Source organism: Mesorhizobium sp. M1163, from assembly GCF_040318415.1.
GTDB lineage: Bacteria > Pseudomonadota > Alphaproteobacteria > Rhizobiales > Rhizobiaceae > Mesorhizobium.
This window is the reverse complement of record NZ_JAMYMF010000050.1, coordinates 20941-33055: the sequence shown is the minus strand read 5'-3', so window position 1 is coordinate 33055 and position 12115 is coordinate 20941. Positions and strand designations below refer to the sequence as shown.

Below are 12115 nucleotides of genomic sequence, written 5' to 3'. Positions count from 1 at the left end.
TCGCCGACGGGCGTGACGGCCCGTGCCGGACCTTGAGTCCGAAGCCGATATTGTCGGCGACCGTCATATGGCGAAACAGCGCGTAATGCTGAAAGACGAAGCCGACATTGCGCTCCTGGATCGACTTTTGCGAGGCATCCTCTTCGCCGAAGAAGATCTTTCCGCGGGTCGGCCGCTCCAACCCGGCAATCAGCCTGAGCAGCGTCGTCTTGCCGGAACCGGATGGCCCCAGCAACGCGATCAACTCACCCGACTTGATGTCGAGCGAAACGTCGTGAAGGGCCGGAAACCGCTCAAACTCCTTGCGCACGTTGGCAACGCGAACTTCCATACAAATCCCTTTTGTAGTTGATGCATGTCGTTATCCCAAAACCGGTTCCCACTTTTGGGCGACATGCATTTTGTCAGTGTCCGCGCGTCGCGGCGATCTCGGCGCCGTAGCGCATCTCGAGAAGTGTTTTCAAGACCAGTGTGACGAGCGCCAGGCCGGCAAGCAGCGAAGCGACGGCAAAGGCGGCGGCGGCATTGTACTCGTTATAAAGGATTTCGACATGCAGCGGCATGGTGTTGGTCAACCCGCGTATGTGGCCGGACACCACCGAGACCGCGCCGAACTCACCCATGGCGCGGGCATTGCACAACAGTACGCCGTAGAGCAGTCCCCATTTGACGTTAGGCAACGTCACGTACCAGAACGCCTGCCAGCCATTGGCGCCGAGCGACAGGGCCGCCTCCTCGTCGCCATTGCCCTGCTCCTGCATCAGCGGGATCAATTCGCGGGCGACGAAGGGGAAGGTGACGAAGATGGTGGCCAGCACGATGCCCGGCACGGCAAACAGGATGACGATGCCATGCGCCTTGAGCCAGGCACCGAGCAGGCCTTGCGCGCCGAAGAGGAGTACATAGACCAGGCCGGAAATGACCGGGGAGACCGAAAACGGCAGGTCGATCAGCGTGGTCAGGAACGCCTTGCCCTTGAACTCGAACTTGGCAATCGCCCAAGCGGCGGAAATGCCGAAGACGACGTTGAGCGGCACCGAGATCGCCGCGACCAGAAGCGTCAGGCGGATCGCCGAGCGCGTATCCGGTTCCGACAGCGCCTGTGTGTAGGCCTCGATGCCTTTGGCGAAAGCTTCCTTGAAGACGATGATCAGCGGCAAGAGCAGGAAAATGCCGAGGAAGGCAAAGGTCACGATCATCAGCACGGTTCTCGCCGTGCGGCTTTCGGTCACCGCCGGCGACTGGCTTTCGTGGTGCGGCGCGTAGGATTTGATCTCCGGGTCAGCCATAGCGCTTGCGGCTCCACGTCTGCACCAGGTTGATGACCAGCAGCATCACGAAGGACAGCGCCAGCATGATCGCCGCGATCGCGGTCGCCGCAGCGTAATTATATTCCTCGAGCCTGATGACAATCAGAAGCGGTGCGATCTCGGATTTATAGGGCAGGTTGCCGGCGATGAAGATGACTGAGCCATACTCGCCGACGCCGCGCGCGAAGGCCAGCGCGAAACCGGTGACGATGGCCGGCGCCAGTCCGGGAAGCAGGACGCGGCTGATGATCTGGAAGCGATTGGCGCCGAGCGTTGCGGCCACTTCCTCGACCTCCTTGTCGATCTCCTCCATGATCGGCTGCACGGTGCGCACGACGAAGGGCAGCCCGATGAAGATCAGCGCAATGACAATGCCGAGTGGCGTATAAGCGACTTTGATGCCGAGCGGCGTCAGCAGGCTGCCGATCCAGCCGTTCGGTGCGTAAAGCGTGGTCAGCGCGATGCCGGCAACCGCCGTCGGCAGCGCAAAGGGCAGGTCGACCATGGCATCGACGATGCGGCGGCCGGGAAAGCTGTAGCGCACCAGCACCCAGGCGACGATCGTGCCGAAGACGACGTTGACGGCGGCGGCAATGAAGGCGGTGCCGAAGCTGATTTCAAGCGCGTTGATGGTGCGGCGGTCGGTGACGATCGCCCAGAAGTCGGTCCAGCCGAGCGCCGCCGAGCGCCAGATCAACCCGGACAGGGGAATGAGGATGATGAGGGTGAGGTAGGCAAGCGAGAAGCCGAGCGTCAATCCGAAACCCGGAATGACGCTCGGCTGCCTGAACCGCCACCCCGCCTTGGCGGGTGCTGTGGTCATGTCGTCCTGATCTAAATGCTACTGGGCCGGCTTATAGATCTGGTCGAATATACCACCGTCGCCGAAATGATAAGGCTGTGCCTTCTTCCAGCCGCCAAAAAGTGGGTCGTCGATGGTGACCAGCTTGATCTCAGGCTGCTTGGCCAGGTCCTCCGCCGGCACCAGGTCGGGCTTCGAAGGGCGATAATGATTCTTGGCGATGATCGTCTGGCCTTCCTTGGAATAGAGGTAGCTCAGATAGGCTTCGGCAACTTTGCGTGTGCCTTTGGCGTCGACATTGGCGTCGACCACTGCGACCGGCGGCTCGGCCAGAATCGAGGTCGGCGGGTAGACGATATCGAAATTGTCAGCGCCGAACTCGTCGAGCGCCAGATAGGCCTCGTTTTCCCAGGCGAGCAGCACGTCGCCTAGCCCTTTTTGCGCAAAGGTCACGGTGGCGCCGCGCGCACCGGTGTCGAGAACCGGGACATGCGCATAGAGATTGCCAACGAATCCCTTGGTCTTGGCCTCGTCGCCGCCATCCTTGGCGCTGGCATAGGCCCAGGCGGCAAGATAGTTCCAGCGCGCGCCGCCGGAGGTCTTCGGATTGGGCGTGATCACCTGGACGTCATCCTTGACCAGATCGCCCCAATCATGAATGCCCTTGGGGTTTCCCTTGCGGACGAGGAAGATGATGGTCGAGGTGTAAGGCGCCGAATTGTTTTCGAATTTCGTCCGCCAGTCGGGATTGATCTTCTTCGTTTTCGAGACAATGGCGTTGATATCGCCTTCGAGCGCCAGCGTCACCACGTCGGCGTCGAGCCCGTCGATCACGGCGCGCGCCTGGGCGCCGGATCCGCCATGCGACTGCTGGATGGTCACCGTCTCGCCTGTCTCGGCCTTCCAGTGGGCGACAAAGGCCTCATCGAATTGCTTGTAGAGCTCACGCGTCGGGTCATAGGACACGTTGAGAATGGTGGTGTCGGCAAACGCGAAACCGAGCGTGCCGAACTGGACCGATGTGGCGACCAGTGCGCCGAGCAGTTTCCTGAAATGAGGTTTGGTCATTTCCGCCTCCGTTGAACTCGCGCCAAATCTACCGAATTGATAGAATTTAGATGCATTCAATGTTGCCTTTTTTGGCCTATTGAAGCAATTTTTCGCCTACTTTCGGCGATGGGAGGAACTATTTTCCCTTGCACGGGACCTACGCTCCCGACGCGATTATCTAGAGACGGCTAGCTCTTCGGCAATGGCGGCGTCGCGTCCGAACGGGGTTTTGGCGGACTATTCGGCGGTGACGGGAAAGTTGAAGCGCTCTCCTGGAAACGGCTCGTTTTCCAGCGTGAAGTGCCACCATTCGCGTGCGTAATTCTTGAAGCCGCCGGCGCGCATCGCCTCGACAAGTTTTTTGCGGTTTGCCGCCGCTTCACTGGCGATCGGTCGGTGAGCCGTTTCGCTCGTCGGATCGAAACAGTCGAAACCGGTGCCGAAATCCAGCGTGTCGGCATCGGTCGCGCCGCAGGCCGGTTTCGGAGCGCTCTTGCGGTCCGCTCGCGTGATGGCGACATCGACCGTCGATCCGCGCGAATGGGTGGACAGTTCGCCGATATAGCCCTTGGCGATGAGATCCTTGCGCTTGACCTTTGGGTACCATTGCGGGTCCGGTGGTCCGCTCGTTTTTGTCCAGTCACCCATGTCGGAGACAGCACGCGCAGGGCGGTAGCAGTCGAACACGACCAGCGTCAGCCCTCCGGCAGCAATCGCTTTCTGCACTGCGGAAAGCGCTTGCGCCGCTTGGCTGGTGAGGACGCATACCGGCGCATCGTAACCGCTTACCTTGCGATGCAGGAAGTTTTCGAGGCCGGCATAGCGGATATCCTGCCGGATACTGGGATCGATGTCGGCCAGCCGAACAAAGCCGGCGGGGAGGGCGTCAGCAGAGGCCGAGGAAATACCGGCGGCCGAAAGCAAGGCGTAAAACCCAATCCGCTGAATCACCTGCCGGAAACTATTCAAGGGAAACTTTCACTCGACAAAAACCTTCACACTGGCCGCGCGCCCCGCCGCATCGATTACGGTCAGGGTGGAATAGCCGGCGCCGTCCGGCTGCCAGGTCGCGGTGCGCCGCCGGTCGATGCCGACCAGCGGCTTGCCGTTGGCCAGCCAGCGGAACGGTGCGCGGCCGCCTTGCAGCTTGAGCACCAGCGGCGAGGCGTCGGCCGAGGAAGTGCCGAGATCGACACGGGCGCCGTCAGGCGGAAAGACGATGGTTGGTGCAGGTTCGGTCGGCGTCGCCTGCACCAGCCCGTCGACGCCGGCGCCGAAGCGCGTCAGCGTCACCGGCAATTCTTCGCGCTTTGGCCGGCGGACGCCGGACGGTTGGCTTGGCAGCGGCACGGCGGCTAGGCTGGAACGGACAAAGCCTTCGAACAGAATGGGCGCGGCCGAGACATAGCCGGACAGACCGGGCACCGCGCCGGCATCGGGGCGGCCGACCCAGACGCCGAGCACATAACGGCCGTCGAAGCCGACCGACCAGGCGTCGCGATAGCCGTAGGAGGTGCCGGTCTTGTAGGCGATGCCGCGTTGGGCGGCACCCTGGGGCGGCTTGACGCCCGACAGGATGTCGGTGATCTGCCAATTCGCCTGACCATCGAGGATGGTGGTGGTCGAGCGTTCGGTGTTCGCCGGCTCGGTGCCGTCATGCAGCGTGTGTGCCTTGCCGCCATTGGCAAGGCCGGCATAGAGTTGGACGAGGTCGCGCAGCGTCACTCCGACGCCACCGAGGCCGATCGCCAGGCCCGGCGCTTCGTTGACGGGCAGTATCGGCATCACGCCTGCCTGGCGAAAGCGCGCCATCAGCCGGGCCGGGCCGACCGCGTCGAGCACGCGGATCGCCGGCACGTTGAGCGACAATTGCAGCGCCTGCCTGATGCTGACATCGCCCTGATAGCCCATGTCGAAGTTCTTCGGCCGGTAACCGGAGAAATCGGCCGGGCTGTCCTCGATCAGCATCTCCTGCGCCACCAGGCCTTGCTCGAAGGCGAGGCCGTAGATGAACGGCTTCAGCGTCGAGCCAGGCGAGCGAACGACCTTGGTCATGTCGATCCAGCCCGAACGGCTGGCATCGAAGAAATCGGCAGAGCCGACCTCGCCAAGAATATCGCCGGTGCGGGCATCGGCCAGCACCATGGCCACCGAAAGGCGAGGGCCGAGCTTGGCGGCGGCATCCTTGGCCACCTGCTCCAGCCCTTCCTGGACACTCTTGCGGATCGTCAGTTGCAGCTTCTGGCCGGGAATGGCCTTGGGCAGCATTGCATAGGCAGCATGAGCAGCGAGCGCCGGCAAGGTCCGCCGCAGCCCCGACACATCGTCGAGCGCGGCTCGCGCGGCCTCGCGTTCGCCGAGCAGGCCTGCCGACACCATGCGGGTCAGCACGCGGTCGCGGGCGGCATGAGCGACTTCGAGGTTGCGGTCAGGGCGTCGCTTTTCCGGCAATTGCGGCAAAGCGACGAGCAGGGCCGCCTCAGAGACCGTCAGCCGCTTCGGCTCCTTGCCGAAATAGGCGAGCGAAGCGGCGCGCACGCCTTCGAGATTGCCGCCATAGGGCGCCAGCGTCAGGTAGCGTTCGAGGATCTCGCGCTTGGACAGCCGCCGTTCTATCTGGACGGCGCGCAGCATCTGTTTGATCTTCGAGCCGAGGCTGCGGCTGTCGCGCGGTTCGATCAGCCGGGCGAGCTGCATCGAGAGCGTCGAACCACCGGAGAGGATATGGCCGCTGGTCACGAACTGGCCGGCCGCACGCGCCAGTGCCAGCACGTCGACGCCTTGATGATCCCAGAAGCGCTTGTCCTCATAGGTGACCAGCATGTCGACGAACTGGTTGTCAACCTGGTCCAGGTTGGTCGCAAGCCGCCAATAGCCATCCGGCGTGGCGAAGGCCCGCAACAGCTGGCCGTCACGGTCCTGCACCTCGGTCGAGACCGTCAGCGCAGCCGGCAGCGGCGGCGGAAAGGCGCGGTCGAGCTGCCAGAGGGCGACAGCGGTGATTGCGGCGAAGGAAATGCCCGCAATGGCCGCTCGGCGGAGGAATCTTTTGGAGAGCACGGCGCCGCCCCTCATCCGCCTGCCGGCACCTTCTCCCCGTGGAGGACGGGGAGAAGGTGAATGGCCGCAACGCTGGCGACCCCCTCTCCCCGTCCTTCACGGGGAGAGGGTAAGGGTGAGGGGCGGCGCGGCATCACGTCGTTACCTGCAGTCAACCGGTCTGCGTCCCTCTCCATCGTTACGGCGCCTTGACCTCCATCATGCCGGTGGCGGTGCGGGCCGAATATTGCGGCCGGTACATGTCCTCGATCGTTGCCGCCGGGTGGGCGTAGGTGCCCGGCGTCACCGCGCGCACGACGTAGGCGAGCGTGATGTTGCGGTCGCCGTCGCCGTCGTTCGGATTGAAGGCCGCGACGAAACGGTCGTTGCGGAATTCGAGATGGGCAGCATCGGTCTGCGCCAGCCAGGAGAAGTTCGTCAATTGGGCGCTGGAGACCAGGCCCGGATTGTCGATCTCGAAGCCGGCCGGCAACAGGTCGGTGATCAGCAGCCGCGAAGGCCAGGTGTTCTGCTCGTAAACCTTGAGCACGACGACATAGCGTTCGTTCTGCTTGACCTCCGTCACGTTGGCCTCTGTGCCGTCGAGCTTGTAGTAGGTACGGCTGATGGTAAAGCCGTTGCCGCCGGCCGGCAGAGGCTGGATCGGCGAGGCCACGGTGGTGACGACCGCCTGCAGCGGATTTCTGCCGGTGTTGACGATGGTCAGCGGACTGTCGGCCAGTTCGCCACCGGCGATCTGGTCCGAATAGCCGCCGGCATGCGGTGCGCCGTTGACGGTCAGCGCGATCGAATCATTGCCGGCCTTCAGCGCGCGGGCCGCCAACAGCATCCAGGACTCGTCCTGGGTGCTGGTCCACCTGGCGTCGGCGCGTTCCCTGGTCACCAGCTGGATCAGCGCCGGCACGATGGTCGGCACCGGCTTGCTTTCCGCGGCAAGCGCCAGGATCGCCGCACCGTCACGCAGCGGCGAGCCATAGTCGGACCGGTAATAGTCATATTCCGGCGTCGACTTGGCCAGTTGCAACGCGGCCTGGAAGGTTGCCTCCGAGCGCTGCGTGTCACCGTAGAGCGCGAGAGAGGCCGCCAGTTGGGCGACGGCCATCGGGCTGGTAAAGGCTTCGAGCTGGGTGTCGGCGTAATAACGCAGATCGCCGACCGAGGCCTTCTTGTTGCGGGCAAGCACATAGAGCGCATAAGCGATCTCACTGCCGCGATCCTGGACGTCCTGGTCGTAGCCGATCGCGTTCTGCAGATTGCTCAGCGCCTGGTTCATCGCCAGGGCCGGCACGTCGTATTTCTGCTCGCGCGCCCGGGTCAGGAAATCGGTGACATAGGCGTCGAGCCACAGATCGCCGGAACCCGGACCCCACAGGCCGAAGCTGCCGGCCGAGGCCTGGTAGCTCAGCACCTTGTAGATGGCGTCCTGGACGCGGCCATGCAGATCGGGGTCGCTGGCCATGCCGATGCCGGAAGCCATCTCGTTGACGTATAGAAGCGGCATGGCGCGGCTGGTGGTCTGCTCAGCGCAACCATAGGGATAGCGGTCGAGCGTCATCAGCAGCGACGGCACATCGAAGGCAGCTGACTGCGAAACGCCGACGCTCACCGAAGCGCCATCGAGCAGGCTTGCCGCCAACAGTTCCTCGTCGACGCGCAGCGCGCCGCCATTGCCCTTGAGGTCGACGACCATGCGGGTGGTCACCGGCAGTTGCGCCGGGCGCACCGGCACATAGAGCGTCTGCTCGACGGCGGTGCCATCGGCATGCGCAAGCTTGATGGTGATCGAGGCGTTGCCCGCGGTCTGCGCAATCAACGGCACGGTCAGCGTCTGCCGCTTGCCTTTGGCGAGCGTCAGCTTCTCAGGCAAGGCGGCACTGCCGGTAGACAGGTCGCCCGTCGTGTCGATGGTCAGCTTGTAGTCGCCAGCGGGGCCATCGGTGTCGGCGACGTCGAGCCGCATGACGGCGGAATCGCCGGGCGCCAGGAAGCGCGGCAGGCCGGCGGTGATCACCACCGGATCGCGCACGATGACGTCTGACTGGGCATGGCCGACCGCTTCCTTTGTCCAGGCGACGGCCATGACGCGCACGGTGCCGTTGAACTGCGGTATGTCGAAGTCGATCCGCGCCTTACCGTCGGCGTCGAGCTGGACCGGGCCGGAGAAGAAGGCGACCAGCTTTTCGGTCGGCGGACTGCCTTGCGACTGCATGTTGGCGCCATCGCCGCCAGTGCGCAGCTTGCCGGTCGTGCCCAGCGAGCCGTCGATCAGCCGGCCATAGATGTCGCGAACCTCGAGACCGAGCATGCGCTGGCCGAAGAACCAGTTCTCCGGATCCGGTACCTTGTAGTTGGTCAGGTTGAGGATGCCGACGTCAACGGCCGCGACCATGACATAGGCGTTGGTGCCGGGCTGCACGCCGGCAACGGCGACCGGGATCGACAGCTGCTGGCGCGGCATGGTCTTGTCCGGCGGCGCCAAGCTGACGGCAAGCTTACGCGAGCCGGGATCGAGCTTCAGCCATTTGACGCCGATGGCGCGCGCCGGCATGCGCGTCTCTTGCGCATCGCCCGGCCTGAACAGCGTTGCCGTGACGTAGGCGCCGGCACCCCAATCGTCCCCGACCATGATGTCGACAGTGCTGCCGCCGGCCGGCACGCTGGCGGTGACCGTCCTCAAGAGCTTGTCGGCGCCGATGGTGACGAGCAATTCGCCGGCAAAGTGCGGCGACACTTTGAGCCTGGCTACTTCGCCCGCCGCATAGGTTTCCTTGTCGAGGGCGATCTCGAGCCCGTCGGGCGTTTCGGTCGTGGTGGAACTGACATACCAGCCTGCGTCGAACTCGTAGCTGGTCGCCGGGCCTTCCGGATCCGATGTCTCGATCTCGAGCCGGTAGCGGCCCCAGTCGACCGGCAGCGACACCGTAGCCTCGCCATCGGCGCTCAGGTCGACCTGGCCGTTGGCCACCGCCTTGGTGAAGGTGACCGGCTCATAGTTCCAGGAATTGCTCGACCGGTACCACTGGTAACTGCGCTCGACCTTGACCAGCGACCATTGCGCACCCTTGAGCGCCTCACGTTTGCCGTCGGGGTCGACGGCGATCAGGCTGAACTTGGCCGTGCCGCCTTGCGGTACCTCGTCGTCGAAATCCGGCCGGATGCCGATCATGTGGCCCTGCGGACGGATGCCGATATTCAGCGAGCGCTCGATCGCACGGCCGCCGGTTTCACGCATTCTTACGGTGATCTTGGCGTCGACCAGCTTGGTGGTGGACGGCAATTGATCGACGGAGACCGGGAAGGTCGCCTTGCCGTCCTCGCCGACCACCGGCAGGCCGGTGAACGGCGTCACCGTCGGTTCTGCCGACTGTTCGTCAGCCAGACCGAAGGAATAGCCTTTGAAGCGGTCCCAGTCGCGGGCGGTCGACAGCGTCAATTCGCCTTCGAGCGCCAGGCCCGCGGCCGGCGCGCCGTAGAGAAAGCGGCCGTCGACGGAAATGTTGGCGGTCTCGCCCTGAGCGATCTCCTGCTTGTCGGCGGACAGGTCGAACTCGATGCGATCCGGGACGAAGTCCTCGACCAGGAACATCTGGCTGGCGACCGCCGCCTGCTTGGGATCGGTATGGATCGCCACCGTCCAGGTGCCGCGCATGGCGTTGGGTTCCAGCGGCAGGTCGACGGCGTGACCGCCGGCCGATGCGCCGTCGCTGACTATGCGGCGGTCCTCGACGCCGTCGGGGCGCGAGAAGATGAAGGTGAGCGGCAGGTTCTCGACCGCCTTGGCGGCACTGTCGCGGGCAAGAGCCGAGACATGGACGTCCTCGCCGGCGCGGTAGATGCCGCGCTCGGTCCAGGCATAGACGTCGAGCGCGCCCGGCGCCGCACGTCCGGCGACGCCGCGGTCGGACAGGTCGAACCCGGCGCGGCCCATATCGAGGAAGACGAAGTCGTCGTCGCCCTGTTTGGCCATCAGCACCGCCGGTGCCATGCCGCTGTCGCCGCGCGTCAGGCCGGGATTGAACACCGCCCGCCCTTCCGCGTCGGTGGTCGCGGTGCCAAGGATCTCGTTGTTCCTGGCCAGCAGCGTCAGCTCGGCGCGGGCAATCGGCTTGGCGGTTGCGAGCGAACGGGCAAAGACGTTCAGCCCATCCTGTCCGGTATAGGTCGACAGGCCGATGTCGGAGACGACGAACCATTGCGTGGCGTGCGAATCGTAGTCGTCGCTGCGATCGTTGACGGCTTGTGCGGTCAGCACATAGACGCCGGGCTTGCGCTTCGGCAACGCCTCGTCGATGGGGAAGGAGGTGGTGACTTCCTTGTTTAGGTCGTTGGCGATGTCGAGCTGGCCTTGCCAGACCGGCTCGCCCATCTGTTCGGAGATGTTCGAAATGTCGTAGCCGTCAAGTTGGCGCAGGAACTGATACCCCGACAGAAGCTGGGCCAGCGAGCGGTCGCCGATGCGGAAGAGCTTCATTTCGGCGGCATTCATGTTGACGGTGACGACCGGTATGCCGCGGCGTGCGCCGGCGGGCAGCACGAAGCTGTCGCCAGTGAAGCGGGCCGAAGGCGCGCGGTCCTGCACGTAGATCGACAGCACCACCGGTGCCGCGGTGACCTCGCCAATGGCGGCCGGCAGGCCGGCGCGGAAGGTCACGTCATAATGTTGGCCGTGCTCGAGCCCTTCGACGCAGATCTGCTTGTCCTTGGCTTCGACGCCCTTGGGAGCGGCGTTGTCGACGGTGACGAACTGGGAATAATCGACGCCGGTCTTGACCAGCTCCTCGGAGAACTGCGCGCAGATGCGCGGCGCGCTGGTGTCAGCATCGACGGTATGATCGATGACGCGGAAGCCCTTGCGGGCCTTGAGATCCTGATAAGCGGCCCTGACCGCCGGCGAATTGACCAAAGCGAGGCTCGCCTCGTAGGCCTGCAGGGCTGGCCTGTAGAGGTCGCGGCGGTCAAGGCCGTCTCCGAGCAGCGCCAGCACGTCGGCGCGCGTCTTGGTGGTGCGCAGCAATTTGTAGGCGTTGAAGGCGGCGGAAGTGGCGTTCGCCGGTAGGGTCGACGGCTCCGAACTGTTGGCGGTCGGATGGACGGCAAGCGTTTCGCGCGCCAGCTCGAGCCAGAGCTGGCCATCATCCGGCAACACCGAAACCGCCGCTTCGTATTTGTGCATGGCCGAGCGATGATCGCCCGTCAGCGCCGACTGTTCGGCCGCCGCCCTCAGCGCCGTCAGCCCCTCGTTCGGCTTGGTGTAGGTCGGCCCGGTGAGCTTGTTGCGGTATTGCTGGGCCTGGTCGGCCATCCAGTTGGGGAAGAAGGCGAGTTCGGGTGGCGCGCCGATGTCGGGATCGCCATCGATGTTGACGACCTTGCCGGCGACGGCGCCGCCGAAGGGTTTCAACGAGTTGTAATCGGATTTAAGGAAGCACCATTTGGCCTTGAGGTTGTAGGTGAAGGCGCGGCAGGCCGGGTCGCCGAGGCAGGTGGTCTTGCACTGGTCGAGGCTGACATTCTGGTCGGATCTGAGATCGAAACCAAAATAGTCGGAATTGTCCGATGTCACCACCCGCCGGGCTTCGGCCGCTTGCGCGACACCGCTCCAGGCGAAAAAGAGAAGGAAAAGAATCGATAGACCACGAGCCGCGCGCATTGCCATAAACCCCTCCAGACAAGTGCTTACGTCCAGAAATGTTCAAGCTTCAGTCGCGCTTGTCAACATCAGGACGCGGCAGGATCCGCCTGCCAACGGTTTGCTTTCCGGCCGGTGACCGGTAGTAGCTCCATAGGACAGGGGATCACGCTTTCTTGCGGCGACGCAGAAGGTGTGAGTTCCAAGCCCTGTCTATTTCAGCAATTGGATTGTGGCCCCTTTACGAGTGCTTCAGAACTTCAT

7 protein-coding genes are annotated in these 12115 nt (G+C 64.0%); all 7 read right to left on the bottom strand.

Translation table 11 applies throughout. From position 1 onward, the window contains the following. Positions 1 to 331 (bottom strand): ATP-binding cassette domain-containing protein (locus tag NKH43_RS31940; RefSeq protein ID WP_352861548.1); only part of this gene is annotated, 331 nt, incomplete at its 3' end. Between the two features lie 73 nt (positions 332 to 404). Next, the gene (gene cysW / locus NKH43_RS31935; RefSeq protein WP_023720881.1) at positions 405 to 1289 is read right to left on the bottom strand and encodes a sulfate ABC transporter permease subunit CysW; all 885 of its coding nucleotides are present in this window, start codon (positions 1287 to 1289) and stop codon (positions 405 to 407) included. Next, positions 1282 to 2133, bottom strand: a complete 852-nt coding sequence (gene cysT, locus NKH43_RS31930) for a sulfate ABC transporter permease subunit CysT (protein WP_023720880.1) — start codon at positions 2131 to 2133, stop codon at positions 1282 to 1284. The genes cysW and cysT overlap by 8 nt, the downstream gene beginning before the upstream one ends. Before the next feature lie 18 nt (positions 2134 to 2151). After that, positions 2152 to 3180: a sulfate ABC transporter substrate-binding protein gene (locus NKH43_RS31925; RefSeq protein WP_023720879.1), complete on the bottom strand. Its 1029-nt coding sequence runs from the start codon at positions 3178 to 3180 to the stop codon at positions 2152 to 2154. Between the two features lie 219 nt (positions 3181 to 3399). Then, positions 3400 to 4113: a M15 family metallopeptidase gene (locus NKH43_RS31920; RefSeq protein ID WP_352861546.1), complete on the bottom strand. Its 714-nt coding sequence runs from the start codon at positions 4111 to 4113 to the stop codon at positions 3400 to 3402. 27 nt (positions 4114 to 4140) lie between these two features. Next, positions 4141 to 6237 (bottom strand): penicillin-binding protein 1C, encoded by a 2097-nt coding sequence (pbpC, locus tag NKH43_RS31915; protein ID WP_352861545.1) that lies wholly within the window; start codon positions 6235 to 6237, stop codon positions 4141 to 4143. Positions 6238 to 6400: 163 nt separating this feature from the next. Further along, positions 6401 to 11878, bottom strand: coding sequence for an alpha-2-macroglobulin family protein (locus NKH43_RS31910; RefSeq protein WP_352861543.1), 5478 nt, complete (start codon positions 11876 to 11878; stop codon positions 6401 to 6403). Between the last annotated feature and the right edge of the window lie 237 nt (positions 11879 to 12115).

Excerpts from the sequence above, each read along its gene's own strand:
- cysW (WP_023720881.1), bottom strand. The coding sequence starts at position 1,289 with ATGGCTGACCCGGAGATCAAATCCTACGCGCCGCACCACGAAAGCCAG.
- cysT (WP_023720880.1), bottom strand. The coding sequence starts at position 2,133 with ATGACCACAGCACCCGCCAAGGCGGGGTGGCGGTTCAGGCAGCCGAGC.
- NKH43_RS31925 (WP_023720879.1), bottom strand. The coding sequence starts at position 3,180 with ATGACCAAACCTCATTTCAGGAAACTGCTCGGCGCACTGGTCGCCACA.
- pbpC (WP_352861545.1), bottom strand. The coding sequence starts at position 6,237 with ATGAGGGGCGGCGCCGTGCTCTCCAAAAGATTCCTCCGCCGAGCGGCC.
- NKH43_RS31910 (WP_352861543.1), bottom strand. The coding sequence starts at position 11,878 with ATGGCAATGCGCGCGGCTCGTGGTCTATCGATTCTTTTCCTTCTCTTT.